Raw genomic sequence first — 24,155 nt, 5'->3', positions numbered from 1 at the left:
TCCGTACATTTGGAGTAACGGATCTGTCGTAGGGAATATGGCTGTTGTTGCGCAAAATCAGTTTTTTTCAAGCGAGTGTCACGGATGCCACTTCGATACCAGCCTAAGGAGGGCAGCGTTTTGATTTGCGATTTCAGGGGTTATGAAGTCCCCGAGATGGTCAAAGTCAGACCTGTTGTTGTGATACGTAAACATCGAACCAACAGCCTGTTGGTAACAGTAGTGCCGTTGAGTACCACCGCCCCTGATTGTTTGCTTGGGCACCATCTTGAACTTGCAAGTCACCTTCAGGGGGCCAGCCCGACCTGTTGGGCCAAGTGCGACATGATTGCCACGGTCAGCCTTTCGCGGCTTGATCGGATCAAAAGCCGGGATCGGCAAGGCAAGCGCACCTACCTGATCTCACATCTTGCAACAGACGAGTTTCACGCCATTAAAACTGCGGTCAGACGGGCGTTGGGACTGTGATGGCAACGGAAGTGGCGCATCGAAGCCAAATGCCAGCCGTTGCCCGGCATGTAGTTTCAGGCAATACTGACCGCGTTCCCGAAAGGGGCTTGTGAGACTCTGAGGATCCTGGGCAACCAGCCATCGCAGAGCCAGACAGGTGACAGGCGATGACAAGCCAACCTGTTTGTGAAAGGGCGCCGAAAGGCGCCCTTTGTCATTTTCAAAGGTTTGATTGCATTACCTCCTGAGTCGAAGTTTCATCCTGCAATCTGCGCCCGATCACATCCAACAAGTCACAGCCATCGCGCAACGATGTGACCAATACCTTCGCCAACTCACTGTAAATGCCCTCGCTGAACGCCAGATTTTCAAGAAACTGTGTCGCAGTGCGTATGCGATAGGCGGCTATTTCGTGAAGTACGTCCAGTGGTGCTTGAGTGTCGATCAGGAGTGAAGGTATTTCGCAGTCAATTCCGGTGATAGGCCTGTATCGATCCATGACAGAAGAACTCCATTAGGTAATAGGTGCGGATACTCGGTAGTCAGCGTTCAGTGAGTTTGCAGGCTCTTTTTCAAGGAGGATCCAGGTTGTCCAGCGCCCGATTCACCAGCAACTCGCTCAGGACGGTGAGCTGCTGAATAGCCAACGTTACGTTCCGCTGCGGCCCTTCCACCTCGCCCGCGAGATTCGTAGCCATGATATTGAGCGAAGCGAGGTTTTCGGACGCATGGCAAAGCAATGACTCAGTGTCGACCTCCGGAAGGATTGTGAAAATGTGGCTAAGCGGTTCCGGTTTAAGCGAGAGGTGGGAGGTGACGCGGACAGTGGTCTCGAGTTGGTCGGGCGTGGCTGGATTACTTGTACCTAGCGATTGCGTGGGGTAGGAATCAATTTTTTTCATTTCGGAACTCCTTCTGGTTTTTTATGAGTAGTGACATCCACTTCCAGTTATTCATAGGTGCTCAGCGAAGGGCGTGGAAAGCGGATGTATTTATAACTAATAATTTCGCTTCTATTAATCAAATAATTGAACGTTTGTGTAATTAAATGATTCTTTGCGGATGCCTGTGAGTAACGTCTTTCAATATTGTGGGATTTATCTTCTATTCGATGTTTAGTATTCAACGTTGATTTAAACATGCTGCTGTGGCTGTACAATTCATCAGCGTTTGGCAGCAATCTGCAACATTCCAACAAGTAGCGGATGAGCTTCAACCTATAAAATGATTGGCAGATATTTAATGCATAAGAAAGAAAAAACAGAAAAGCTAAAAAGGAATATTAAGTACCTGATAGAAAGCCGAGGTGAGACGAGAATTTCACTGTGTAACTCCAGTGGGTTAACCAGGACAACTATCTATAATATTCTGGAGGGTAGAGTGGTTAACGTGCAGCAATCTACGATCCGGAAGATATCGGATTTTTTCGGGGTATCTTACAAGGAGATTGAAACTGTTGATTTTGAAGAGCGGGAAATAATTGAATCCACTGTTTCTTTGCACGGGAATATGAATCCAGCCGCAGTTCCGATCATCAAAGAAAGCTTGCTGCTTCAGAGTTTGGATAAAAGGATCGGCGAGTTGGCTATATCGCATCCTTTGACCTACTACTTCGGAGCGGCGAGTAATCTAATAGGCGTGCTTTTGGAGAGTGAGATAGTCGGGGCCAATGAGGTGGGTGACCTTCTGATAGTTAGAAAAGGCGTATCGATTAGCAAGAATGAAAAGCTTGTATATGACGAGCGTACCAGAAAATTCATAATTGTCACCGGCTCAGAGTTCGATGTTGGTGTACGTATCATAGGAGATTTGATAGAGGAAAGGTTTAATGTCGGAAAATATTGAAGTTATGAGAGATAAGTATAAGCTTGTGGGTTTTGAGTCGGATAAGAAGCTGGCTGTAGTCATGATTGTTTCAACTGGCAAGCTGATTAAGCTTAAATTGGCGGAGCTTCTAAAAAGTGATTTGATTGATGATCTCAGCAGGGCCGAGGTCAAAAGTATATACAGGAAATATTATTCTACGAGTGCAGCCGTGACCGCCTATGATTTGGCAGACCGTCATGAACGATCCTGGATGGTCTATGTTGTATTAAACCTGTTGCTCTTGGTGTTGTATGTGTTCTCGAATATTGGCGCGACAAAGCTGATCTATATCGAGCAATTTGACGTCGTTCTGACACCCGGGGTTTTTCTCTATCCTCTGACCTTTCTCGTAGTCGATATGTTGAATGAGTTGTATGGGTTCAAGCTGGCCAGAAGGGCAATTTTTTTTGGATTTCTGAGCAATGCGCTGATTATCTTATTGTTGAGTGCGGCAAAAATGATGCCGGGAGTGGCGGATTGGAAACTTGATGAACCTTATGGTGAAGTGGTATCGCATGTTTCCTCGGTGTTGTTGGCCTCATCGATTTCGTTTCTGTTTTCCGAATACATTAATTCATACCTCTTGTGCAAAATTAAGCAGTTGACAAATTCTAGGTATCTCTTCCTGCGTGTCTTTTTTAGTACGTTTTTTGCAGTTCTGATCGATAGTGTACTTTTTTGTTTTATAGCTTTTTATGGTGTGCTGGAGAGTGATGAAATATTGTCAATCGTGATGGTGCAAATCACCATAAAAATGTTTTTTGCATTTTTCAATGTTTTTCCCGCGTACGGAGCAAGGTCGCTTTTTAGAAGGTTTGTTGCGGAGAGTAAGGTCGCATAGCAGGCATCGGGGGAGGAGCGTTATTACGCTCCTCCTCCTGTTCGTTGGGGAGTTAACTTAAGCTCAATCGATATCTCAAACTGTTTGTGAATTTTTTCTTGTTTTTCAGGAACTCGTCTAGTCCCTTGGAGCGAAGAGCACAAGCATCACATTCCTCACAGCCACCAGCCTTTATCCCGTTATAGCAAGACAGTGTATGTTCGCGAACAAAGTCGAGCCGATCATGATAACTGGCCAGCGCCCAGATTTCGGCCTTGGTCAGCCACATCAGTGGCGTTTCTAGCCGCAGTTCATATTCCATGCCTAAGTTGATAGCTTCATTTAGCGTTTTAACGAAATCATCACGACAATCCGGGTAGCCAGAAAAATCTGTTTCGCAGACACCTGTAATCACAGTCTGAGCCCGAATTTGATACGCATAAACCGACGCGAGCGTTAAAAACAGAATGTTTCTTCCAGGTACGAATGTGTTGGGCAAATCGCTTCCGGATGAATTGGCGGACGGTATGGGGATGTTGTGACGCGTCAGGCTGCTGACGGTCAAGTCGTTGAGTACCTTCACGTCCATCACGCTGTGCGCAGTCACACCCAGTTCTTTCGCCAGTCGACGTGCTACGTCGATTTCTTCGCGATGGCGTTGTCCGTAATCAAACGTGACGCAGTGAATCTCATCGTACTTTGACAAGGCATGGATCAAACAAGTCGTGGAATCCTGCCCGCCGCTGAAAACGATTACCGCTTTTTTACGCATTTTTTCGTCCTTGAGGTGTGCCGCTTGATCGCGGCACCACTGACCTTACAGAGTAGAAAATGCGCTGAATGTGGGACGTTTCCGAAAAGAAACGCTGAGCTTTCCTTGTGTGCAGTTTTTTGTGCAATAGATGGAAAAAAGGGCGCCGAATGGCGCCCTTTGTCGTTTCCGACGGCTCAATCAATCCACGTGCGCCAGATCCCCGCGCAACGCCACACTCGACACCACCAGCCCGGCGCGGCACTGGAATTTTTCGGTGTCTTTGTACAGGTCGCGCTGGTCGACGCTGGCGATGTTGATTACCGCATTCGCATCGGCTTTCTTCGCCGCTGCCTGCAAGGTCGCGAGGGCCGATTGCAGCGCCCAGAAGCAGGCGTCGGCGTCGGATTTGTTCGAACCGTTGGTCTTGCGGCTACTGCTGACGGTGTCGAGTTTGCGCACCTGGTTGGGCAGCACTTCGCCGGCCAGGTAGAACTTCACGCTGCCGTCGAGCAGGCCGGCGTCGGTAGCGCGTTTGACGCCTTCACGGAAGCTCAGGTAAGTCGGCTCATCGGCGCCTTGCTTGATGATGCCCAGGTTATTGACGGCTTCGATGTCCGGGTTGATCGACAGCTCTTTGAGTACGTTGTCACGCAGACGATTGACCCAGCGATTGTAGTTACCGTGGATCTTGCCGTCCTTGGCGTCCAGGCCGTAGCTGCTGCGGTAGTCGATCTCGAACGAAGTCGCGCTGAACGGAATGTCGACTTCGGCGTGATGGCGGCCGCGCACAGTGATGGCGGCTTTGATCATGCCCGGACGTACCGATTGCACGACCCACTGGCGGTCATTCAGCGCCGTGACAATGGCACGGCTCATCTGCGCGTCGGTGAAGCCCAGGTTGCTGGAAAACTGTTCCTTTGCGTTGTATACCGGTTTGCTGGTGCAACCGCCGAGTACGAAAGCCAGGGCCAGGATGGCGGCGATGCGGTGAAACTGAGTCATTCCCTTCACTCCAGAAATGTTGCGGTCAGTGCCAGCGGCGGAAAATCAACGAAGTGTTGACGCCACCAAAAGCGAAATTGTTGTTCATCACATATTCGGTGCGCATCTGGCGGAATTCGCCGCGCAGGTAATCAAGCTTGCCGCAGTGCGGATCGACCTCATCGAGGTTGAGCGTGTGCACGTACAGGTCACGGTTGAGCATCTCGATGCTGAACCACGATTCCAGCGCCCCGCAGGCGCCGAGGGTATGGCCCAGAAAGCTCTTTTGCGAACTGATCGGCATGTGTTCGCCGAACAGGGCACTGGTGGCCAGGGTCTCAGCGACATCGCCCTGTTCAGTGGCGGTGCCGTGGCCGTTGACGTAGCCGATGACGTCCGGCGCAAGGCCTGCGTCTTCCAGCGCCAGTTCCATCGCCCGGCGCATGGTGACTTGTTCGGGGCGGGTGGTGTGCTGGCCGTCGGCGTTGCTGCCGAAGCCGACGATTTCGGCGTGAATGTGTGCTCCGCGGGCAAGGGCGTGCTCCAGCTCTTCAAGCACCAGCATGCCGCCGCCTTCACCGATCACCAGACCGTCGCGGCCCTTGTCGTACGGACGTGGCGAGGTGTGCGGTGCATCGTTTTTCAGGCTGGTGGCGTACAGCGCGTCGAACACCATGGCTTCGGTCGGGCACAGCTCTTCGGCGCCACCGGCGAGCATCAGCGGCAGACGTCCGAACTTGATCGCCTCGTAGGCGTAGCCGATACCCTGGCTGCCACTGGTGCAGGCGCTGGAGGTCGGGATCAAACGGCCGGTGAGGCCGAAGAAGATGCTGATGTTCGCCGCCGTGGTGTGCGGCATCATCCGCACATAGGAGTTGGCATTAAGGCCTTCGGCCACCGAGTTGAGCAGCATGTTGCCGAACGCCTTGATTTCGTCGGTGCTGCCGGTGGACGAACCACAGGCCACGCCCATGCGCCCGTCCTTGATCGACTCGTCGCCAAGCAGGCCGGCATCGGCCAGCGCTTTTTCCGCGGCGCAGACGGCCAGGCGTGAAACCCGGCCCATGCTGCGCAGTTGCTTGCGGGTCCAGTGCGCCGGGACCTGGAAATCATCGATGGGCCCGGCCAGGCGCGTGTTGAGCTCGCTGAAACGATCCCACTCGTCCATCCGGCGGATGCCGCTGCGGTTGGCGGCGAAATTGCCGGCGATGGTGTCCCAGTCGCTGCCCAGCGAGGTAATGCCGGCCATGCCGGTGACGACAACGCGCTTCATCAGCACAAGCCTCCGTTGACCGCCAGCACCTGGCGGGTGATGTACGACGCTTCCGCCGACATCAGGAAATTCACCGCACCGGCCACCTCTTCAGGCGTGCCCATGCGTTGTGCGGGGATCATTTTCATCAGTTCTTCCACCGGCACGTTTTCATCGAGCATCGCCGTATCGATCAGGCCCGGCGCAACGCAGTTGACCGTGATCTTGCGCTTGGCCAGTTCGATCGCCAAGGCTTTCGCGGCGCCGATCACACCGGCTTTCGAGGCGCTGTAATTGACCTGGCCGCGATTGCCGATCAGTCCCGAAACCGAGGTGATGCAAACGATGCGACCAGCGGCGCGGCGGCGGATCATCGGCATCATCACCGGGTGCAGGACGTTGTAGAAGCCGTCGAGGTTGGTGCGCAGCACCACGTCCCAGTCGTCGTCGCTCAGGGCCGGAAAGGCGCCGTCGCGGGTCAGGCCGGCGTTGAGCACCACGCCGTAATAGGCGCCGTGGGCTTCAACATCGGCTTCGAGGATGGTTTTGCAGCTTTCGCGGTCAGCCACGTCGAATTGCAGGATGCGCGCGTTGCGGCCGAGCGCTTCGACTTCGGCTTCCACCGCCTGTGCTTCGCTCACGCCGCTGCGGCAATGCAGGACGATATCGTGGCCGGCGCTGGCCAGACGCAGGGCGATGGCGCGACCGATGCCACGGCTGGAGCCGGTGACCAGTATTGATTCAGTCATCGTTCGACTCCTTATTGGTTTCGTTGCGGGTTTGTTCCAGATAGTCCGCCGCCTGCGGCGGGCGGAACACGTTCAGCCGGGCGCTGGCCTCGATGCCGGGCGCGTTGATATGGCATTCGAATACCCCCATGCCGTTGTCGTCTTCCAGCGAGCGCAGGCCATGGATGGTCAGTTCGCTGCCGACCGGAAAGGCCGCGACATTGCATTCGAACTTGCGTGTGCCGAGCAGAAAACCCAGCTCCACCGGATTGCCTTTCTGTCGTGCATGGCAGCCGGCGAACGCGGCGACGCTTTGCGCCATCAGCTCGACGCCGACCCAGGCCGGCAGGCTGCCGTCGGGCAGGCTGAACAGGCCGCCGGGCCGGACGGTGAGGGTGGTGTGGATCTGTTCGTCGTCAAAGCTCAGGATCCGGTCGATCAGGATCATGTCGCCAGCGTGGGGCAGCAGTTCGGCGAGCGGCCAGTGGGTCATGGGGCGTCTCCGATAATCAGGCTGACGTTATTGCCACCGAAGGCAAACGAATTGCTCATCAGGTAGCGGGGTGCAGTGGACGCCAGGCGTTCGCTTGCGGTCACCCACTTCAACGCTGGCAGTGCCGGGTCGGCCTGGCCGTCCCAGATGTGCGGCGGCAAGGCATGGTCGGGATTGTCGGCACTCAGGCTCAACCAGCAGAACGCCGCTTCCAGTGCGCCGGCGGCGCCGAGAGTGTGGCCGGTCATCGGTTTGGTCGAGGAACACGGCACGCCGTCGACAAACAGCGCGGCGACGGCCAGGCTTTCCATGGCGTCGTTGTGTTGGGTCGCGGTGCCGTGCAGGTTCAGGTAGCTGATATCGCCGGCTTGCAGTTGGGCTTGATCGAGGGCTTTCTGCATCGATTGCCGTGCGCCACGGCCGGTCGGCTCCGGCGCGGAAATGTGGTGCGCGTCGGAGCTGGCGCCAGCGCCGAGCAGGGCGATGCCCGGCCCTGCGCCGCGTTCTTTGCTCATCACGAACAGCACCGCTGCTTCGCCGATGTTGATGCCGTTTCGGTTGGCGGAAAACGGATTGCAGCGCTCGTCCGACACGGCTTCCAGCGCACTGAAACCATTGAGGGTCAGCTTGCACAGGCTGTCGACACCGCCGCACAGCACTGCGTCGCACAGGCCCAGATCAAGCAGGCGCCGGGCGCTCATCAGTGCGCGTGCGCTGGAGGTGCAGGCAGTTGAAATCACATAGGTCGGGCCGCTCAGTTGCAGCCAGTCGGCGAGGAAATTCGCCGGGGCGCCGAGTTCCTGTTGCCGGTAGTCGTAATCGGCCGGGAACTGGTGGTCGCGAATGTAGTGCGCCAAGCCGCGACTGGCCTCGTCGATACCCGAAGTGCTGGTGCCAAGCACCACGCCGATGCGATCACGACCGTAAGTCTGGATCGCCTGCTCGATGTCATCGCGAATCTGCAACGCGGCTTCCAGCAACAGTTGGTTGTTGCGGCTGCGCTGGTCGGCCAAGGCATCTGGAATCGGCGCCAGATCGCCGTGCACGGCGGCCACCGGCAGTTCGCGCTCCGGCACCCAGCCGGACTCGCGGCGCATGCCCGAGCAATCGCCGGCAAACAGGTTGCGCGCCACGGCTTGCTTGTCGCGCCCCAGGGCGCAGATCACGCCGAGGGCATTGAGGTAGGCGGTCATGACGTCGGTTCACCGAGTGGCGTTACGCGATAGTGCGGGCCTTGGGGCAGATTCAATTCGAAGCTCAAGGGTTGGGTGTAACGGATGTCCCAGCGCGCCGGCAGGGAACGTTGGCCGCCCTGTTGCTGCGCGTCGGGGTAGTTGCGTGACAGTTCGCCCGATGGGGTCAGGGCGAACAGCAGCGCGGCGAACAGTTCCCGGGCTTCCGGGTTGGGCGGCAGCAGGCCGTCAGCCTGCCAGTGCCCGTCGATCAACTGCTGACGCGCCTGGGGAATGCCCAGTGGATCCATCATCGACCAGCGGATGCCGGGGCCTTCGCGCTGGATCACCAGCAACCAGTCTTGCTGTTGCCCGGCCAGATGCCGCTCGATATGCAATTGCATCGGCAGCGCCAGGTTCGGGTTGCCAACCGGCAGCGGCGCCCGACTGGCGCAGGCACTCAAGAACAGTACAACGACGAGCACAAAAAAACGGCATACATCGGACACTGTGGGAGCGAGCTTGCTCGCGAATGCGATCTCACATTCAACCTTTCTGGTGTCTGAAATACCGTTTTCGCGAGCAAGCTCGCTCCCACATGCGATGTGTGGCATCAGTTATCACCTTGCAGCGGTTTGCGGGCCACCACGTTGACCAGGGTTTCTTCCCGTTGGCCAAAGGGCTTGGGCTGGCGCAGGCCAAAACGTTCGAGCAGACCGAAATCCTTCGACCGGCTCCACCACAGATACGGGTACGAAACGTTCTGTTCGCCGAACTCGAAACCCTGCCGGCGAATCATCTCCAGGTACTGCGCCGCACTCTTTTGTACGTGCATCGGATGGCGGAACAGCCAGCGAATCACCCACGTATCAATGTAAGCCTCGGTGGACTCGGCGAACAGCAGATAACCGCCCGGCTTGAGCACTCGATAGAACTCGGCGAGGGCTTTTTCCTGCTCGACCAGATGATGGAAGGTCTGGTGACAGAACAGCAGATCGACGCTGGCGTCCGGCACATTGAGCGTCGCGCAGTCGCTGCCGATCAGCTCGACGTCGAAGCCCTGACGCGCAGCCTCGGCAGCGCTCAGTTCAAGGCTGTGCGGATCGGCATCGACGCCGATCAGGCGCTGTGGCGCGAAGGTCTGGCGCAGGTGGCCGAACGACTTGCCCTGGCCGCAACCGGCATCCAGCAGCACCGGGTTGGCTGGCAACGATTCGCTGAACAGCCCGCGCAGATCGTTGATCGCCACGCGCAGCACATGGTGTTGCCAGGTGTGGCTGCGCAGGAACCAGAAGCCGAAACGGGTTTCCTCGACGTAGTTGTCGCTCAAGTAATTCATGTGTCGTCCCTTGCACAGAGTTCGGAGATCGTCTTCAACCGACGGCGCGCTTCACTGACGAACGGGTTGCGTTCGTCCCAGGCGTAACCGGCGAGGATCGAGCAGATCATGCGGCGGATTTCCGGCGAGCCTTGCTCGTGGAAAATCACGTCCTGGAAAGTGCCGGCGTACCAGCCTTCGACGTAACAGCGGAAGGTGTCGACCCCGCGTTTCAGCGGCTCGGCGAACTCCCGTTGCCAGTCCACCGCTTCGCCCTGCAACTGCCGGTGCAGCACAGCGGCGGCCGTGCTTGCCGAACGCATGGCAATGGTCACGCCGGAGGAGAACACCGGGTCGAGAAATTCCGCCGCGTTGCCCAGCAGCGCGAAGCCCGGGCCGTGCAGGGTTTTGACGTTGGCTGCATAGCCGCCGAGGGTGCGTGCCGGTGTATCCCACACGGCGTTGTTCAGCACTTTGGCCAGGCTCGGGGTTTCGGCGATGAATCCGCGCAGGCAGGCGTCGAGGTCGGTATCGCGACCTGCGAAATGTTCGGCGGCAGCCACCACGCCCACCGAGCAGCGCCCGTTGCTGAACGGGATCGACCAGAACCAGATATCGCGGTGCTGCGGGTGGGTGGTGATGAGAATCTTCTCGCGGTCGAAGCCGGGATGATCGATGTGGTCTTCAACGTGGGTGAACACGGCTTGGCGAACCGGGAAATTCGACGGCGCTTCCAGGTCGAGCAGGCGTGACAGCACGCGGCCGTAGCCGCTGGCATCGAGGACAAAGTCGGCTTCGACGCGGTATTCGCTGCCGTCCTCGCGACGCACATTCAGCTGCGGGCGCGGGCGTTCGAAATCGACGCTGACAATCGCGTCGCCGTAGCGGATTTCCGCACCCTGCAACGCCGCCTGATCGGCCAGCAACTTGTCGAAGTCGGCGCGTTGCACCTGCAGGGTCGTCGGTTTGCCGGCGGTGAAGGTGTCACCAAAATCGAAGGCGCTGTAACGCTCGCCCCAGGCGAATGCCGCGCCGTTCTTGCGCTGGAATCCGGCGGCATTCACCGCCTCGAGCATGCCGGCTTCTTCGACGAAATCCAGGCAATGGCAGAGCAGGCTTTCACCGATGGAAAACCTCGGGAAGTGCTGGCGCTCGATCACCAGTACGTCGTGTCCCTTGCGCTTGAGCAATGCGGCGGCGATGGCGCCGGAGGGGCCGGCGCCGATGATCACGACCTGACGGGATTCCATTTCAACGATTGGCACGCGAGCTCCTGGGTACGGCAATAGGATTCAGTGACGCCCGGTGCAGGCCGATGAAAGCCGGCAACAGCGTCGCGATCAGACCCATCAGCATCAGCGCAAAGTACAGCGCCGGGCTGATGAGTTGTTGTTGCAACAGCAGGTTGAGAAAGACGATTTCGCTCAAGCCGCGAATGTTCAACAGCACGCTTTCGCGCCAGCGGCTGGCGCCCGCGAACGACGCGCCGGCCCAGCCGAGGCCGAGCCAGTTGCCCACGATTTTGCTAACGACCGGCAGCAGCAGGAGCGCTGCCCATTGCACAGCGCCAAGGCTGGCGAGGGCGCTGTGCACATCGATCTGCACGATGCCGAAAGTGAGGATCAGCGGAATCGCGACCCACGTCTGCAAGCGGTTCATCCAGTGCGCCGGCAGCGGCAACACCAGCGGCACCTTGAGCGCGGCCATGCACAACAGATAGCCGATGCCGAAAATCAGCGCGTTGAGTTTGTAGTGTTCGGCCAGCACCAGCAGCGCAAAGAAACCGAGGCTGTAGGTCAATGGCCGGCGTATGCCGCACACCCGCAGCAGCACTGGCACGCAGGCCAGCCCCAGCGGCAACAACAGACTGCTCAGGTGCAGGCTGCCCTGAGCGAGGCCGAACAGAGTCCAGCAGGTCAGGTCGATCAGGATCGCGGTCTGCACCAGGCGCCGGGTGGCGGCAGGCGGATAGTCGATATGGCGCAGGTACAGGTAAAGCACCGGGATCGCGGTGATGGCGAACACCAGGCCGATGGCCAGCGAGTTGATCCACGGCTGCGTCGGCAACAGCCAGTACGCCGTCGCCAGGCCGCAGGTGAACGGCACGGCGAAACTCGGCAGGGCGATCTTCACGCTCTGACGGTCCAGGCGCAGGTCGATCACGTCGCTGAGGATGTGTCCCAGCAACAGGGCGAAGCTCAGGCTGTAGAGGTTTTTCAGCCAGCCCGGCGCAATCAGTTCGGCGCCGTTGAGTTGCCAGCCCGGTTCAATCCAGAAGTACATCAGCAGCGGCAGGCCGAAGCTGGCCAGCAGCAATTGACTGACGATCGGGATCAGCCCGAAATGCCGGCCGACCCGGGTGGCGACGAAGAACAGCGCCAGGGCCATCAGCCAGAAAATCCCCACCATCACGCTGAACGCTCCGTGACGGCAACCGCATGGGCCTGACGCCCGGCCCACGGCGCGAGCATGAAGCTGAAGGCCAGACCGAGGCTCACCGACAGACCGAAGTTGCTCACCGCTGGCGTACTCGACACCGCCAGCAGGCCGAACGACAGCCAGGTGGTGGCGGCCGCAAGCAAGGTGCCGAGCAGGCTGACGGCCGCGCCGCCGACCTGCTCGCGCATGAGGATTGCGTAGTCGACGCTGATCGCCGTCACCAGCAGCAGGCCGAACAGGCTGAACAGGGTCAGCGGCTGGCCGAGCCAGCCCAGGCTGGCGAGGCTGCACAGCGCAGCAAGCAGCGGCAGGGCGACGATCCGCAGGGCGCCACCGAGACCGAACGGCAGCATCAGCACCAGCACGATCAACACGCAGGAGGCGAGTTTCAGTTCAGCGGCGCTGATCTGGGTCTGGGCGAATACCTTGTTCAGATCACCGAGCCGGTCCACCAGCATCACACCCGGCAGGTCCAGCGCCTGCACCCGCAGCAGCGACGGATTGTTCAGGCCTTGCAGGCTGACCATTGCCGCCACGCCGTCCTCGGTCGGCCCCAGCCACAACGTGCGGTAGGGCTCGCCGAGCGGGCCGGCCAGCGCGGCATCGATGTCTTCGGCGGGCAGGGCCTGCAACTGTTGCAGTTCGTTCTGCAGCGCCGCCAGCGGCACCCCGACCTCCAGCAACGGCTGCCAGAACGGCGGCAACTTGCTCAGTGCTTCACGAACTAGTTGTTGCTGAGCCGGCGGGCTGACCAGTTGATTGAGCGCCAGATAACCTTGCAACTTGTCGAGGTTGACCAATTGATCCAGCCGCTCGCTCAAAGCCGCTTGCCGCTCCAGCAATTGCTGCTGGTCGGCGGCGCGCACCAGGAAGAACTGGCTGGTCGGCTGATAACCGGTAATCCGCGCAATGGTCTGCGCCTCATCGGTCAGGCGTTGCGGGGCACCGACCCACTGGCGAATGTCGTTCTTGCTCTCCAGTTGCAGCAGACCACCGACGCAGAAGGCGATCAGCAGGGCCAGCAACACCGGAGTCCTGACGTGTTCGAGCAGATTTTCCCGCAGTCGCACCAGACGCTCGGCAAGCCGCAGCGGCCATTGCGCCGGGCGCAGTTCGACGTTTTTCAGCAGCGCCGGCAACAGGCACACCGCCGACAGGTAGGCGCCGAGCAAACCGGCGGCGGAGAACACCGCGATCTGGGTCAGTGCCGGGAAAGGCGTCCAGGCCAGCGCCAGATAACCGATGGCGCTGGTGATCAGGCTCAACGTCAGCCCGGACAGGGTCAGGCGCAGCGCCGGCCAACTGCGCCACGGCTTGAGGCTCCAGCTCTTGGACAGATAGTGCAGCGGGTAATCCACCGCCACACCGATCAGGCTGGAACCAAGCACCAGGGTCATCACATGCATGTGCCCGAACAGCGCAACACAGGCCACAGCCCCGAACAGCATGCCGACCAGCACCGGAATGAACGCCAGCAGCACCCGCCAGCGGCGGAAGGCGAGCAGCAACAGCAACAGGATGCCGACGGTGGCGCCACCGCCGACCCAGGTCATTTCCCGGGTCGCCTGTTGCTGACCGTTGGCGGCGTAAAGCAGGCCGCTGGCGGCCAGCAATTGCACGTTGGCGCTCGCTGCCAGCTCACGGCTGTGTTGCAGCAGAGCGGCGACTTGCAGCGGCTGATTCATGTCGAAGGCGCTGCCGGTGGTGCGTGCGCGCAGCAGCACCCAGCTCTTGCCGTCGGCGTCGGCGATCAACGCACCGCTGCCGATGTCCAGTTGCACCGCGCCATGTTGCGGCTGACTGTTCTGGATGCGCCCGGTCAGGCCCAGCCAGTCGTCCTGGCTCGGCACCAGACTGAATCCGGTGAACGGGTCGAACAGCGCCTGCACCCGTTGCTGGATGAAGGCGTCGGGATGTTCGGTCAAAAGTTGCCGGTCATCCGCCGAGAGCATCGCCAGCCGCCCTTGCAGCAGTTGCGTGCGCAGGGCCGGCAGGTCGGCTTGCAGGTTCCACTGGACCTTTTCGAACAGGCCGCTGGCCTGCCATTGCTCGCCCAGGGTCTGGGCCATCGCGACGGCTTGCTGACGATCGGCGTGACCGACCAGCACCAGCATGTCGCGGTTGAGCGGCTCCTGCATGCGTTGTTCGGCGCGCACTTCGAGGGCGTCCGGGTGGGTGCCGGGCACCAGTTCCATCAGGTTCGCCGACAGCGGCGCGCCGTCGCGCCATTGCCAGGCGCCCAGTGCGACGACGGCCAGCAGCAGGATCAGGAACAGCCAGGGCAGCCTGCGTTCACTCGGCAAAGTCATGTTGCTCCGCGTCGCTCAGAGGTTGGCCGGCGGTGCTGTCCTGCATGCGCAGCACGGTGCTGTCGCCCTGGGTTTCCAGCAGTTCGATGGTGTTTACCAACGCGCCGCCGCTGATGTTGATCTGATTGAAGACCTGCTTGAGCAGCACCGAACGCGGGCTCAGGGTCAGTTGCCATTGCTGCGCGTCGCCGCTCAGGGCCAGTTCGAAATCCCGTTGCAGGCCGCTGCTGTCGCCTTGCAGCACGGCGAGGAACAAACGGTTCTGCTCGGCGCCGGCGCTCTTGTTCGGCAGCAGTTGCCAGCCGCTGGCATCACGTCGGGCGATGCCCTTGGCACTGATGCGGTAGTCCTGCTGCAGCGGCGTTTTCAACAGCCACAGCAGGCCATGGTTTTTCGCGAGGACGAAACTGCCCTTGCTGATCAGCGGCTGTGGCAGGGCGCGCAGGTGCTTTTCCTGGGTGAACTGGCCGTGGATCACGTCCGGTTTCGCCAGTTGCTCGCTCAACTGTTGCAGGTCGAAGGCGTTGGCCAGCGACGACAGCGTCAGCAGCGCCAGGGCTCCGAGGGATTTCACCAACACATTCATCGCAGCATCCTTTCCACGGCATCGGTGAAGACTTTGGGCGACGCCAATTGCATCTCGCGGCTGCTGACTTCGACGGCAACCTGCACCGAGCTGGCGCGAGTCAGGCGTTCGCCGGTCTCGGCGTCGGTGATCAGGTAGTGAATCTTCAGGCGGTTTTCCCATTCCACCAGGCTGGCGCGCACGTTCAGCCGTTGACCGAACACCGCGCCGCGCACGTAGCGCAATTGCAGGTCGATCACCGGCCAGGCGTAGCCCGAGTCGACCATCTGGTTGTAGTTGTGGCCGATCTTGTCGAGCAATGCGCACCGCGCCACTTCCAGGTATTTCACGTAATGGCCGTGCCAGACGACGTGCATGGTGTCGACGTCAAAGAACGGCACGAGAATTTCTGTATCGGCGTGAAGCACTCCGGCACTACGCATGCAGCCTCCAGTGTTGCTCGGCGATGCGTTGCAGACACAGGCGCAGTTCGCCTTCCAGGGCGCGGTCTTCGATGACTGGCGGGAAGTCCTGGGCCAGCGCTTCGTGCATCGCGGCAAGGGACGGAGGCAGCGGACGCGCGTCTGCATCGCGACCGCGCAGCCACACGCCTTGATTGGCGGCGAGCAGCGTGGCGGCGGCGACCTGTTCGGTCAGCTCCAGCACACGAATGGCGTCGCGGGCGGCGATGGTGCCCATGCTCACCTTGTCCTGGTTGTGGCATTCGGTGGAGCGCGAGAACACGCTGGCCGGCATGGTGTTTTTCAACGCTTCGGCAGTCCAGGCGCTGGCGCCGATCTGCACAGCCTTGAAGCCGTGGTTGAGCATCGCGCGGTCGGCGCTGGCGCCGGACAGATTGCTCGGCAAACCGTGGTTGTAACGCTCGTCCACCAGCAGCGCGAGTTGTCGGTCGAGCAGGTCGGCGACGTTGGCCACGAGGTTTTTCAGGCTGTCCATGGCGAACGCGATATGCCCGCCGTAGAAGTGCCCGCCGTGCAGCACGCGCTCGGCTTCGGCGTCGATGATCGGGTTGTCGTTGGCGCTGTTGAGTTCGGTCTCGATGAACGAACGCAGCCAGTTCAGGCTGTCGGCCAGCACGCCCAGTACGTGCGGTGCGCAGCGCAGCGAGTAGCGATCCTGCAAGCGGTGCAGCGGCGCGGTCGGCGCGTCGATCGCCAGATCCTTGCGCAGCCACGCGGCTACCTGCATCTGGCCCGGATGCGGCTTGGCGGCGAACAGGCGCTCGTCGAAGTGTTCCGGATTGCCTTGCAGCGCCACCACGTTCAGCGCGGTGATGCGGGTGGCCAGTTGCAGCAGGTAATCGGCGCGAGCGTAGGCGAGGCAGGCCAGTCCGGTCATCACGGCGGTGCCGTTCATCAGTGCCAGCGCTTCTTTCGGACGCAGCACCAGCGGCGTCCAGCCCAGTTCACGGTGTACGTCGGCAGCCTGGCGGCGCTCGCCACGAAACATCACTTCACGCTCGCCGGACAGGGTCGCGGCAACGTAGGACAGCGGCGTCAGATCGCCGCTGGCGCCCACCGAACCTTCTTCGGGGATCAGCGGCAGAATGTCGTGTTCGAGAAACGCATGCAGGCGTTCCAGCAACTCGATGCGCACCCCGGACACGCCGTGGCACAGCGACTGCAAACGCGCCGCCAGTACCGCGCGCGTGGCCGGGGCGTCGAGCAGTTTGCCCAGCCCGCAACCGTGGAACGTGTAGAGATGACGCGGCAGCGCCTCGACGTGATGCAGCGGCACCGCGACCACGCAGGAATCGCCGTAACCGGTGGTCACGCCGTAGATCACGCCTTCCTTGTCCAGCAGCGAATCGAGGAACCGCGCGCCCTTGGCGATGCGTTCGCGATAAGGCGCGTCGCTCTGCAACTGCACGGGCGCCTGACGGTTGGCCAGGGCCAGCACGTCTTCGATGCGCAAAGGGCGTTCGCCGAAAGTGACCGGCTCAGGAGTTGGCGTTGTCATCGGTTTTCCAGAATGGGTAAAAGTTGAACCATTGGCACGGTGCTTCGAGGCAATAGTGACTCAGGCGTTCGGCGTAGCGGGTGGCCCACTGATGAATGACCTGTTCGCGCTCGCGACGTGACCACACCACGGCATCGGCGAACGGCTCCAGGGTCAGGCGATAGTGGCCGTCGGGCTGTTTCAGGCACATCAGCAGGTTGACCGGGCATTTCAGCAGGCCGGCCAGCAGCCACGGCCCTTGCGGGAATGGCGCGGGATGGCCGAGAAAGTCCACGGTCACACTGCGCCCGGCATGCAGCGGCACGCGGTCGCCGGCAATCGCCAGCCATTCGCCACGTTCCAGGCGTTCGTGCAGTTGCAGCATGATCACCGGGTCCAGCTCGCTGACCTGGATCAGCCGCAAATTGGTCGCTCCGGCTTCGCCCAGCAGGCGATTGAATTGCTCGGCGTGCTTGGTGTGCACCAGCACGTTCATCGTGACCTTTTCGCCCAGCTCCGCCAGCGCCCGGCACACTTCGAGGTTGCCCAGATGCGCGCCCACCAGCATTTGCCCGCGACTGCCGCGCAACTGATTGCGCAGCAGCGCCGGGTCGATGATTTCGATCTGCTCGATCTTCAGCTTGCCGTTCCACACGTCGAGCTTGTCGAGCAGCGAATCGGCGAATGCCATGAACTGGCGGAACACCCTCCAACGGGTCGGACGCAGTTCGCGGCGACCGCTCCAGTCAGCGAGGCGCTGTTGATACTGCCAGGCACTGCGCCGCGCCGTGCGGCCGAACAGGAAAAAGTACAGAACGATGCCGTACAGCAACGGGCTCAGCAGGCGTCGGCCAAGGACTTTGGCGGCGAACGCGGTGAGTTTCATCAGCAGGAAACTGCCGCGCTCTTCGCGGTCGGCCCAATGCTTCTTGTCGGTCTCGACGGTCATGGGCGCCACCGTCGCCAGAGGATCACGGGCAGGCGCAGCAACATGCCGAAGAACAGGCGCGTGTGCATGCTCGAGATCAGCACGTTGTCATGGAACAGGCGAAAGTGCGACACGCCGTCCAGCGGGTAATGCACGCTGGTCTGCAACCAGCGCATCGGCTGATTGCGCCACGCCAGGCGCACCAGAATGTCCGAGTCGAAATCCATGCGCTTGCCGATCCGCGCCGAATCGATCACGCCCAGCGTCGGTTCCAGCGGATAAACCCGGAAGCCGCACATCGAATCGCGAATCTGCAGCGACAAGGTGTTGATCCACACCATCACATGGGTCAGGTAACGCGCATACAAACGGCCCTTGGGCACGCTGGCGTCATACAGCGGATAGCCGCAGACCAGCGACTCGGGGTGGGCGCGGGACTCTTCGATGAAACGCGCGACATCCTGCAAGTCGTGCTGACCATCGGCGTCGACCTGCAAGGCATGGCTGAAGCCCAGACGCGCGGCTTCACGCAGGCCGGTCATGACCGCGCCGCCCTTGCCCTGGTTGGCGGTGAGGCGCACCAGATAAACCCGCTCGCGCTCGGCCAGCGCGTCCAGCACCGCGGCGCAGGATTTGCTGCTGGCATCGTCCACCAGAATGCATGGCAGATCTTCGGCGAGCAGGGCGTCGACCACCGTGCCGATGGCGGTTTCGTGGTTGTAGACCGGGATCACTGCGCAAGGGTTATGCATCGCCAGTCCCCAGCAGAATCCGCCCGCTGGAACAGGTGGCGGTGTCGTTGCGGTAGGCGAAATACAACTTGCCGCGCTCCGGGTCGAAACGCAGGTGCAGCTGGATTTCATCGCCGGGGCGCACCAGTTGCTGGAATTTCAGCACTTCCATGCCGGCGAACGCGCCGGGCAGGTTCAGCAGTTGCCGACCCAGGTTCAGCGCCCATTCGACCTGCACCACGCCGGGCAGCACCGGGGCCTTGGGGAAGTGGCCGCTGAAGTAGGAAAGATCCGGCGGAACGCTTAATTGCAGGTTCCATTCGCCCTCGGTTTCGGCCTGTTCCAGAATCTCCGGCGCCTTTGGCCGTGGCGCCAGCAGCAAGGCTTCGACGTCGGCCTGAGGCAACTTGCCCTGAGTGTTCAGCGGCAGTTGTCGCAGCAGGCGCCAGCGGCGGGGCAGGGCCAGGGCTTCGCAATGGTCGCCGAGATAACGGCGCAGGGTTTCGGTCAGGCTGCGCCGACCGTGTTCGCGCAGGGCAAACAGGCCGGATTCGCTGAGCACCAGCAGCGCGCCGAGGGACGCACGGTTTTCCTGCACCACGCCCAGACGTGCTTCGGCGACCCAGTCGTGAGCCACCAGCGCCTGTTCAAGCATTGGCAGGGAAATACGTTTTTCTTCGAGTTTGACGATCCGGTCGAGCCGTCCGAGCAATTCAAAGCGGCCATCGGCCTGAATGCGGGCCGCATCGGCGGTGTGTTCGACATGCCCGGCGGGCAGATACGGCGAAGCGATCAGCAAGGCGCCGTCACTGTCCTGACTCAACTCGACGCCGGCAAACGGCTGCCACAACGATTCGCCCTGACGCCAGGCGATGCCGCCGGTTTCCGAGCTGCCGAGGATTTCTGTCGGCCATTGTCCCAGACGTTGATGCAGGCTTTGCGCGGCGTCTGCCGGCAGTGCGCCACCGGATGAAAACACCCGGCGCACGACGCTCAGCGCTGGCCAGTCGAGGTTGTCGCCCATGCGCTTGAGGAGCGCCGGGCTGGCGACCCAGGCAAAGGCCGGGTGCTCGCGGCTGGCGCGTTGCAGGTCTTCCGGGAAGGCCAGTTGCTTGCGCAGGAACGGACGCCCGGCGCACAACGGCCACAGCACGCGGAACAGCAAGCCGTAGATGTGTTGGGTGGCGACGCTGCCGAGGATGCAGGCCTCACCCAGATCGGCGCCCCACAGTTGCTCAAGGGCTTCGACTTCGTTGGCCAGTTGCCGCAGGGATTTGTCGATGCGCTTGGGCTCGCCGCTGGAGCCGGAGGTGCACAGGCTCAGACGGCACTGGTCGAGATCCAGTTCGGCAGCGGGCAGAGGAGGTTGCAGCAGATCGCTCAGGCGAGCGTCATCGGCCTGATCGGTGAGCCACAGATCGACTTCGTTCGACCAGCGCTGGCGGGTCTGCGCTTGCAGATCCGAAGGCAGCAACACGCTGACGCCGGCGCGCCAGGCACCGAGCAGGGCGATGGCAAGCTCGGCGGCATCTTCCAGATGCACTGCCAGACGCTTCACGCCGCGGGCCTGCAGACCGGCGGCCAGACTCAGGGCTTGCTCGCGCAGGTGTGCGTGATCGAGTGCCGGCGCGACGGTGATTGCGCGCTGCGGCAGATCCTTGAGCAACAGCTGCTCAAGTTTTATCCAGTTCATGGGCGACCTCTTACCCTTTGTCGTATCAGCCATTCAATGGCAAACATCAGGCCGATCAATCCGTAGGAGATCAGGCCGGTGTACAACATCCACCAGTTCAGCGGCGCCCAGAGTGTCAGCAGGGCGGCGCACAAACCGTTGCAAAAGAAAAACACGCTCCAGGCCACGGTGACCTGGCGGGTGTAACGAATCGCCTTGGGCGGCAGTTGCGGCTCACGCAGGCGCGCCAGACGCTCAACCATCGGCGGCCCGTATTTCAGGCTCAGGCTGAACAGCACCAGCATGAAGCCGCTGATAAGCACCGGGTACCAGCGCAACAGCAAAGGGCTGTCGAACACCGCCAGCAGCAGGCAGAACACGATCGCCACGCAGGCCATCCACAGACTGCCGGGCTTGCGTTCGCCGGTCAGCGCCCGGGCCAGCCACAGGCCGCCCAGCAGCAGGCCGAACTGCCATGGCGCGAAATGCTCCATGCCGAAATACACCGCAAAGGGATACAGCAGGCCCGCCAGCAGCAGGCCGAGGCCGATCAGTCGGCTCATGCGGCCGGTTGAACCAGACGGTAGACCGCCTCGACCACGTCGCTGACGGTACGCACCGACTTGAATTCCTCGGCGGCGATTTTCTTGCCGGTCTGGCGTTTGATGTGATCGATCAGGTCGACGGCGTCGATGCTGTCGATTTCCAGATCCTGATACAGGTTGGATTCCAGGCTCACGCGAGCCGGGTCCAGTTCGAACAGCTCGACCAGGGCATCGCGCAGGGTGTTGAAAATGTCGTCACGAGTTTGCATGGTCCGGTCTCAAGCTGCCTGTTTTGCAGTGACGAACGCCGCAAGGCTCGCCACGTTGGTGAAATGGTTGCGGGTGTCCTTGGCGTCGGCGTCGATCTTGATGCCGTACTTTTTCTGAATCGCCAGGCCGAGCTCCAGAGCGTCGACGGAGTCCAGGCCCAGGCCTTCGCCGAACAGCGTCTGGTCGTCGCCGATGTCCTCTGCGCTGATGTCTTCGAGGCCCAGGGCGTCGATGATCAGCTCTTTGATGTCACGGTTTAGATCGCTCATCTTCGGCGAGCTCCTTGATAAAGAATTGGTGCAAATAGTCATTGAGCTTGCGCGAAGCCTGCGGGGCAGGTCCCTGCGCGGCAAAAGTCTGTGGGTCTATATCGGCCCCGACGCGAAAACTGAAGTGCACGCGGCGACTGGGGATGCGATACCAGGGTTCGGCCTTGGTCAGGGTGGTCGGACTGACCTGGATGACCACCGGGGTGACGATTTTCGCACCGCGCAGTGCAATGGCCGCTGCGCCCCGATGAAAGGCTGGCGCCTGGCCCGGTTGGGTGCGGGTGCCTTCGGGAAAAATGATCAGGGTCTGGCCGCTTTGCAGCGCGTTGGCGGCGGCATCGAGCATGTCCATGCTGCCGTCGTTGCTGATGTATTCGGTGCTGCGCAGCGGGCCACGGGTGAAGGGGTTTTCCCACAGGCTTTTCTTCACCACGCAGTTGGCCCGGCGCACCAGGCCGATCAGGAACACCACATCGATCAGCGACGGGTGATTGGCGATGATCATCTGCCCCGGACGGCCCAGACGTTCGGCGCCCTGGATGTCGTAGGTCAGCACGCCGGTACGGGCCATGAACCGGACGAAAAACCAGAACAGCCGGCTGACGGTCTGGCGCGCCCGTTCGCGATGCGCAATGGCGTCGCCCGGCAGGCAACCGAGCAATGGGAATACCAGCAGGCGCAGGCACAGGCCACCGAGCCCGAACAGGGCGAAGCTGGTGGCGGTGGCCAGCAGACGCCAGTAATAGGCATCGCGGTTTTTTCCGATTACAGGTTGCGTTGCCAGGTCCATAGACGAGTCTTCCAGGCATGTTGGCAATGGGGTTGCTGACCGAGCAGGGTTCGCAGCAGATTCAGTGCATGGGGCCACTGCGGTTTTGACACTGCTTGCGGGGCGCTGTTCAGGGTCAGCCGCCAGTCGGTACCGGGGGTGAGCAACAGCCCGACCGCATAGGGAAACGGAACGTCGTCGACCCACGCCGAATAGGCTTCGGGCGGTTGTTCCTCGGTGATCACCAGCAATACTGCCGGGGCGCCTTCGTTGAGCAATGTGGCGGCTTCGAGCATGCCGTGTTCGAGGCCGTCGCCGGCCGCGGCGAGGGCGGTCATTTCGCTGGTTTCGCCGCGCATGATCGACCACAGGCCGATGATCGCGTTGTGCACCGACAGGCTGAACTGGGTCGGCGACAGCGGCTGTTCGTTAGCCAGATCGCTGAGGATTTCAAAGGTGCGCGGGGTTTCGCCATGCCGGGAGACAAAGACCAGCGGCAGATTTTCCCGACCGTCGGCCAGCGGCCAGCCGACGCTGAACGCCATCCGCGCCAGACGGCTGAGACGACGGCGCTGCATGGCCGGCAGAAACGACACATCGGGTGCGGCATCGCTGCTTTCGAGCACGACCGGTTGTCGGCTCCAGGCCTGCCAGGCTTCCACGCTGTCGAGCCCGGGAGCCCAGGCGCGCCATTGGGCGATGTTGAAGTTGATCACGGACATTTATCCCGCCCCTGCGGGCCGATTTGACGCGGTTTCGCCAACGTCGCCGCTGAGCTGATTTAGCCTGAAATGGCATGGCGCGTGGCGCCGGGTGGCGCGCATTATCCCGGTGCGACGAGTGTGTAGCAAATGCCGGTTACATTTTGCGCAGTGAAATGGACCGAATGGTACGCAGCAGAAAACTGTCACTTGGCCATTATCCAGATTGTCGGGTGTCTGTCTGTCGGGCGAATCGGCGATCAACGGGTGTCTTTGCCCCGTATTCATTGGGATATTGGCGCCTGACTCTGTAGTCCGTATCCATCGAGGTAGCGAACCGGCACCGGGCACCACTACACTCGGTCATTCTTTGATACACGGAGGTTTTGTCATGCGGCGCGTGGTGTTCAATCAGAAAGGTGGCGTGGGCAAATCCAGCATTGCCTGCAATCTGGCGGCGGTGAGCGCCAGCGAGGGTTATCGCACGCTGTTGGTGGACCTCGATGCCCAAGCCAACTCCACTCAGTATCTGACCGGGCTCACGGGTGATGACATTCCGATGGGCATTGCCGACTTCTTCAAGCAGACCCTGTCTTCCGGGCCGTTCTCGAAAAAGAATCAGGCGGATATCTACGAAACGCCGTTCGACAACCTGCACATCATCACCGCCACCGCCGAACTGGCCGACTTGCAACCCAAGCTCGAGGCCAAACACAAGATCAACAAGCTGCGAAAGCTGCTCGACGAATTGTCGGAAGATTACGACCGGATCTATCTGGATACGCCGCCGGCGCTGAATTTCTATGCGGTCTCGGCACTGATTGCCGCCGATCGGGTACTGATTCCCTTTGACTGCGACAGCTTCTCGCGTCAGGCCCTGTACGGTCTGATCGCCGAGATCGACGAGTTGAAGGAAGACCACAACGAAGGCCTGGAAGTCGAAGGCATTGTGGTCAACCAGTTCCAGGCCCGGGCCAGCCTGCCGCAGCAGATCCTCGACGAACTGATCGCCGAGGGCCTGCCGGTATTGCCGGTCTACCTCGCCAGCTCAGTGCGCATGCGCGAGTCGCATCAGGCCAGTATGCCGCTGATCCATCTCGACCCGCGGCACAAGCTGACGCAGCAGTTCGTGGAACTGCACAACCTGCTCGAAGACGCCTGAAG

At 60.7% G+C, this 24,155-nt stretch carries 28 protein-coding genes; 4 read left to right on the top strand and 24 right to left on the bottom strand.

The window, feature by feature from the left end; all coding sequences use genetic code 11:
- The first annotated feature begins 84 nt into the window (after positions 1-84).
- Positions 85-468, top strand: a complete 384-nt coding sequence (locus AC1MDC_RS07615) for a type II toxin-antitoxin system PemK/MazF family toxin (protein ID WP_085701102.1) — start codon at positions 85-87, stop codon at positions 466-468.
- A 202-nt stretch (positions 469-670) separates the two neighbouring features.
- On the opposite strand, the gene AC1MDC_RS07610 is transcribed toward AC1MDC_RS07615, so the two are convergent.
- Positions 671-949, bottom strand: a complete 279-nt coding sequence (locus AC1MDC_RS07610; RefSeq protein ID WP_085704954.1) for a hypothetical protein — start codon at positions 947-949, stop codon at positions 671-673.
- Between the two features lie 73 nt (positions 950-1,022).
- Positions 1,023-1,352: a DUF6124 family protein gene (locus tag AC1MDC_RS07605; protein WP_480392786.1), complete on the bottom strand. Its 330-nt coding sequence runs from the start codon at positions 1,350-1,352 to the stop codon at positions 1,023-1,025.
- A gap of 340 nt (positions 1,353-1,692) precedes the next feature.
- Between AC1MDC_RS07605 and AC1MDC_RS07600 the strand changes: the two genes are divergently transcribed.
- Positions 1,693-2,295 (top strand): helix-turn-helix domain-containing protein, encoded by a 603-nt coding sequence (locus tag AC1MDC_RS07600; RefSeq protein WP_480392785.1) that lies wholly within the window; start codon positions 1,693-1,695, stop codon positions 2,293-2,295.
- The gene (locus tag AC1MDC_RS07595) at positions 2,279-3,157 is read left to right on the top strand and encodes a queuosine precursor transporter (RefSeq protein WP_480392784.1); all 879 of its coding nucleotides are present in this window, start codon (positions 2,279-2,281) and stop codon (positions 3,155-3,157) included. The genes AC1MDC_RS07600 and AC1MDC_RS07595 overlap by 17 nt, the downstream gene beginning before the upstream one ends.
- Before the next feature lie 52 nt (positions 3,158-3,209).
- Here the strand turns inward: AC1MDC_RS07595 and queC are convergent, their stop codons facing one another.
- The 22 genes from queC to AC1MDC_RS07485 all read right to left on the bottom strand — a co-directional run bounded on the left by queC (position 3,210) and on the right by AC1MDC_RS07485 (position 23,012).
- Positions 3,210-3,908 carry a 7-cyano-7-deazaguanine synthase QueC gene (queC, locus tag AC1MDC_RS07590; protein ID WP_227234192.1) on the bottom strand — a complete coding sequence of 233 codons (699 nt, stop codon included), beginning with the start codon at positions 3,906-3,908 and terminating at the stop codon, positions 3,210-3,212.
- Between the two features lie 180 nt (positions 3,909-4,088).
- Entirely contained in the window at positions 4,089-4,892 is an 804-nt protein-coding gene (locus tag AC1MDC_RS07585; protein ID WP_480392783.1) for a hypothetical protein, read from the bottom strand.
- 25 nt (positions 4,893-4,917) lie between these two features.
- A complete protein-coding gene (locus tag AC1MDC_RS07580) occupies positions 4,918-6,144 on the bottom strand; it encodes a beta-ketoacyl-ACP synthase (RefSeq protein ID WP_480392782.1) in 1,227 nt (408 codons plus the stop codon).
- Entirely contained in the window at positions 6,144-6,872 is a 729-nt protein-coding gene (locus tag AC1MDC_RS07575; protein ID WP_480392781.1) for a 3-ketoacyl-ACP reductase FabG2, read from the bottom strand. Before AC1MDC_RS07575 ends, AC1MDC_RS07580 begins: the two co-directional genes overlap by 1 nt.
- Positions 6,865-7,344 carry a hotdog family protein gene (locus tag AC1MDC_RS07570; protein ID WP_085704967.1) on the bottom strand — a complete coding sequence of 160 codons (480 nt, stop codon included), beginning with the start codon at positions 7,342-7,344 and terminating at the stop codon, positions 6,865-6,867. Before AC1MDC_RS07570 ends, AC1MDC_RS07575 begins: the two co-directional genes overlap by 8 nt.
- Positions 7,341-8,537, bottom strand: a complete 1,197-nt coding sequence (locus AC1MDC_RS07565; RefSeq protein WP_085704969.1) for a beta-ketoacyl-[acyl-carrier-protein] synthase family protein — start codon at positions 8,535-8,537, stop codon at positions 7,341-7,343. The genes AC1MDC_RS07570 and AC1MDC_RS07565 overlap by 4 nt, the downstream gene beginning before the upstream one ends.
- Complete coding sequence (locus AC1MDC_RS07560; RefSeq protein ID WP_176247775.1) at positions 8,534-9,130, bottom strand: hypothetical protein; 597 nt, start codon at positions 9,128-9,130, stop codon at positions 8,534-8,536. The genes AC1MDC_RS07565 and AC1MDC_RS07560 overlap by 4 nt, the downstream gene beginning before the upstream one ends.
- A complete protein-coding gene (locus AC1MDC_RS07555) occupies positions 9,130-9,855 on the bottom strand; it encodes a class I SAM-dependent methyltransferase (RefSeq protein ID WP_085701097.1) in 726 nt (241 codons plus the stop codon). The genes AC1MDC_RS07560 and AC1MDC_RS07555 overlap by 1 nt, the downstream gene beginning before the upstream one ends.
- Positions 9,852-11,099: an NAD(P)/FAD-dependent oxidoreductase gene (locus AC1MDC_RS07550; protein ID WP_227234196.1), complete on the bottom strand. Its 1,248-nt coding sequence runs from the start codon at positions 11,097-11,099 to the stop codon at positions 9,852-9,854. The genes AC1MDC_RS07555 and AC1MDC_RS07550 overlap by 4 nt, the downstream gene beginning before the upstream one ends.
- The gene (locus tag AC1MDC_RS07545; protein WP_480392780.1) at positions 11,086-12,246 is read right to left on the bottom strand and encodes a cation:proton antiporter; all 1,161 of its coding nucleotides are present in this window, start codon (positions 12,244-12,246) and stop codon (positions 11,086-11,088) included. Before AC1MDC_RS07545 ends, AC1MDC_RS07550 begins: the two co-directional genes overlap by 14 nt.
- Positions 12,243-14,582, bottom strand: coding sequence for an MMPL family transporter (locus AC1MDC_RS07540; protein ID WP_480392779.1), 2,340 nt, complete (start codon positions 14,580-14,582; stop codon positions 12,243-12,245). Before AC1MDC_RS07540 ends, AC1MDC_RS07545 begins: the two co-directional genes overlap by 4 nt.
- On the bottom strand, positions 14,566-15,168 hold the full coding sequence (locus tag AC1MDC_RS07535) for an outer membrane lipoprotein carrier protein LolA (protein WP_480392778.1): 603 nt from the start codon (positions 15,166-15,168) through the stop codon (positions 14,566-14,568). The genes AC1MDC_RS07540 and AC1MDC_RS07535 overlap by 17 nt, the downstream gene beginning before the upstream one ends.
- The gene (locus AC1MDC_RS07530; RefSeq protein WP_085685400.1) at positions 15,165-15,590 is read right to left on the bottom strand and encodes an acyl-CoA thioesterase; all 426 of its coding nucleotides are present in this window, start codon (positions 15,588-15,590) and stop codon (positions 15,165-15,167) included. Before AC1MDC_RS07530 ends, AC1MDC_RS07535 begins: the two co-directional genes overlap by 4 nt.
- The gene (locus AC1MDC_RS07525) at positions 15,583-17,127 is read right to left on the bottom strand and encodes an HAL/PAL/TAL family ammonia-lyase (protein WP_227234198.1); all 1,545 of its coding nucleotides are present in this window, start codon (positions 17,125-17,127) and stop codon (positions 15,583-15,585) included. The genes AC1MDC_RS07530 and AC1MDC_RS07525 overlap by 8 nt, the downstream gene beginning before the upstream one ends.
- Positions 17,108-18,055 (bottom strand): LpxL/LpxP family acyltransferase, encoded by a 948-nt coding sequence (locus AC1MDC_RS07520; RefSeq protein WP_480392777.1) that lies wholly within the window; start codon positions 18,053-18,055, stop codon positions 17,108-17,110. The genes AC1MDC_RS07525 and AC1MDC_RS07520 overlap by 20 nt, the downstream gene beginning before the upstream one ends.
- Entirely contained in the window at positions 18,052-18,786 is a 735-nt protein-coding gene (locus AC1MDC_RS07515) for a glycosyltransferase family 2 protein (RefSeq protein ID WP_011332103.1), read from the bottom strand. Before AC1MDC_RS07515 ends, AC1MDC_RS07520 begins: the two co-directional genes overlap by 4 nt.
- Positions 18,779-20,458 (bottom strand): ApeI family dehydratase, encoded by a 1,680-nt coding sequence (locus AC1MDC_RS07510; RefSeq protein WP_480392776.1) that lies wholly within the window; start codon positions 20,456-20,458, stop codon positions 18,779-18,781. The genes AC1MDC_RS07515 and AC1MDC_RS07510 overlap by 8 nt, the downstream gene beginning before the upstream one ends.
- A complete protein-coding gene (locus AC1MDC_RS07505; RefSeq protein WP_007952346.1) occupies positions 20,455-21,000 on the bottom strand; it encodes a COG4648 family protein in 546 nt (181 codons plus the stop codon). The genes AC1MDC_RS07510 and AC1MDC_RS07505 overlap by 4 nt, the downstream gene beginning before the upstream one ends.
- Positions 20,997-21,251: an acyl carrier protein gene (locus tag AC1MDC_RS07500; RefSeq protein ID WP_007947135.1), complete on the bottom strand. Its 255-nt coding sequence runs from the start codon at positions 21,249-21,251 to the stop codon at positions 20,997-20,999. Before AC1MDC_RS07500 ends, AC1MDC_RS07505 begins: the two co-directional genes overlap by 4 nt.
- Positions 21,252-21,260: 9 nt before the next feature.
- The gene (locus AC1MDC_RS07495) at positions 21,261-21,521 is read right to left on the bottom strand and encodes a phosphopantetheine-binding protein (protein ID WP_085701087.1); all 261 of its coding nucleotides are present in this window, start codon (positions 21,519-21,521) and stop codon (positions 21,261-21,263) included.
- Positions 21,502-22,311, bottom strand: a complete 810-nt coding sequence (locus AC1MDC_RS07490) for a lysophospholipid acyltransferase family protein (protein WP_085704983.1) — start codon at positions 22,309-22,311, stop codon at positions 21,502-21,504. Before AC1MDC_RS07490 ends, AC1MDC_RS07495 begins: the two co-directional genes overlap by 20 nt.
- A complete protein-coding gene (locus AC1MDC_RS07485) occupies positions 22,287-23,012 on the bottom strand; it encodes a beta-ketoacyl synthase chain length factor (RefSeq protein WP_480392775.1) in 726 nt (241 codons plus the stop codon). Before AC1MDC_RS07485 ends, AC1MDC_RS07490 begins: the two co-directional genes overlap by 25 nt.
- A gap of 370 nt (positions 23,013-23,382) precedes the next feature.
- Here AC1MDC_RS07485 and AC1MDC_RS07480 point away from each other — a divergent pair, with 370 nt between their 5' ends.
- The gene (locus AC1MDC_RS07480; RefSeq protein WP_064382864.1) at positions 23,383-24,153 is read left to right on the top strand and encodes a ParA family protein; all 771 of its coding nucleotides are present in this window, start codon (positions 23,383-23,385) and stop codon (positions 24,151-24,153) included.
- Positions 24,154-24,155 lie beyond the last annotated feature (2 nt).

Source organism: Pseudomonas sp. 1 (assembly GCF_056626735.1).
Note: the sequence above shows the minus strand (reverse complement) of the source record. Positions and strands in the feature narration are given on the sequence as shown.

Excerpts from the sequence above, each read along its gene's own strand:
- AC1MDC_RS07485 (WP_480392775.1), bottom strand. The coding sequence starts at position 23,012 with ATGTCCGTGATCAACTTCAACATCGCCCAATGGCGCGCCTGGGCTCCC.
- AC1MDC_RS07585 (WP_480392783.1), bottom strand. The coding sequence starts at position 4,892 with ATGACTCAGTTTCACCGCATCGCCGCCATCCTGGCCCTGGCTTTCGTA.
- AC1MDC_RS07615 (WP_085701102.1), top strand. The coding sequence starts at position 85 with ATGCCACTTCGATACCAGCCTAAGGAGGGCAGCGTTTTGATTTGCGAT.
- AC1MDC_RS07495 (WP_085701087.1), bottom strand. The coding sequence starts at position 21,521 with ATGAGCGATCTAAACCGTGACATCAAAGAGCTGATCATCGACGCCCTG.
- AC1MDC_RS07490 (WP_085704983.1), bottom strand. The coding sequence starts at position 22,311 with ATGGACCTGGCAACGCAACCTGTAATCGGAAAAAACCGCGATGCCTAT.
- AC1MDC_RS07560 (WP_176247775.1), bottom strand. The coding sequence starts at position 9,130 with ATGCCACACATCGCATGTGGGAGCGAGCTTGCTCGCGAAAACGGTATT.
- AC1MDC_RS07580 (WP_480392782.1), bottom strand. The coding sequence starts at position 6,144 with ATGAAGCGCGTTGTCGTCACCGGCATGGCCGGCATTACCTCGCTGGGC.
- AC1MDC_RS07540 (WP_480392779.1), bottom strand. The coding sequence starts at position 14,582 with ATGACTTTGCCGAGTGAACGCAGGCTGCCCTGGCTGTTCCTGATCCTG.
- AC1MDC_RS07600 (WP_480392785.1), top strand. The coding sequence starts at position 1,693 with ATGCATAAGAAAGAAAAAACAGAAAAGCTAAAAAGGAATATTAAGTAC.
- AC1MDC_RS07535 (WP_480392778.1), bottom strand. The coding sequence starts at position 15,168 with ATGAATGTGTTGGTGAAATCCCTCGGAGCCCTGGCGCTGCTGACGCTG.
- AC1MDC_RS07525 (WP_227234198.1), bottom strand. The coding sequence starts at position 17,127 with ATGACAACGCCAACTCCTGAGCCGGTCACTTTCGGCGAACGCCCTTTG.
- AC1MDC_RS07510 (WP_480392776.1), bottom strand. The coding sequence starts at position 20,458 with ATGAACTGGATAAAACTTGAGCAGCTGTTGCTCAAGGATCTGCCGCAG.
- AC1MDC_RS07605 (WP_480392786.1), bottom strand. The coding sequence starts at position 1,352 with ATGAAAAAAATTGATTCCTACCCCACGCAATCGCTAGGTACAAGTAAT.
- queC (WP_227234192.1), bottom strand. The coding sequence starts at position 3,908 with ATGCGTAAAAAAGCGGTAATCGTTTTCAGCGGCGGGCAGGATTCCACG.
- AC1MDC_RS07610 (WP_085704954.1), bottom strand. The coding sequence starts at position 949 with ATGGATCGATACAGGCCTATCACCGGAATTGACTGCGAAATACCTTCA.
- AC1MDC_RS07515 (WP_011332103.1), bottom strand. The coding sequence starts at position 18,786 with ATGCATAACCCTTGCGCAGTGATCCCGGTCTACAACCACGAAACCGCC.
- AC1MDC_RS07555 (WP_085701097.1), bottom strand. The coding sequence starts at position 9,855 with ATGAATTACTTGAGCGACAACTACGTCGAGGAAACCCGTTTCGGCTTC.
- AC1MDC_RS07505 (WP_007952346.1), bottom strand. The coding sequence starts at position 21,000 with ATGAGCCGACTGATCGGCCTCGGCCTGCTGCTGGCGGGCCTGCTGTAT.
- AC1MDC_RS07575 (WP_480392781.1), bottom strand. The coding sequence starts at position 6,872 with ATGACTGAATCAATACTGGTCACCGGCTCCAGCCGTGGCATCGGTCGC.
- AC1MDC_RS07480 (WP_064382864.1), top strand. The coding sequence starts at position 23,383 with ATGCGGCGCGTGGTGTTCAATCAGAAAGGTGGCGTGGGCAAATCCAGC.
- AC1MDC_RS07520 (WP_480392777.1), bottom strand. The coding sequence starts at position 18,055 with ATGACCGTCGAGACCGACAAGAAGCATTGGGCCGACCGCGAAGAGCGC.
- AC1MDC_RS07570 (WP_085704967.1), bottom strand. The coding sequence starts at position 7,344 with ATGACCCACTGGCCGCTCGCCGAACTGCTGCCCCACGCTGGCGACATG.
- AC1MDC_RS07530 (WP_085685400.1), bottom strand. The coding sequence starts at position 15,590 with ATGCGTAGTGCCGGAGTGCTTCACGCCGATACAGAAATTCTCGTGCCG.
- AC1MDC_RS07565 (WP_085704969.1), bottom strand. The coding sequence starts at position 8,537 with ATGACCGCCTACCTCAATGCCCTCGGCGTGATCTGCGCCCTGGGGCGC.
- AC1MDC_RS07595 (WP_480392784.1), top strand. The coding sequence starts at position 2,279 with ATGTCGGAAAATATTGAAGTTATGAGAGATAAGTATAAGCTTGTGGGT.
- AC1MDC_RS07500 (WP_007947135.1), bottom strand. The coding sequence starts at position 21,251 with ATGCAAACTCGTGACGACATTTTCAACACCCTGCGCGATGCCCTGGTC.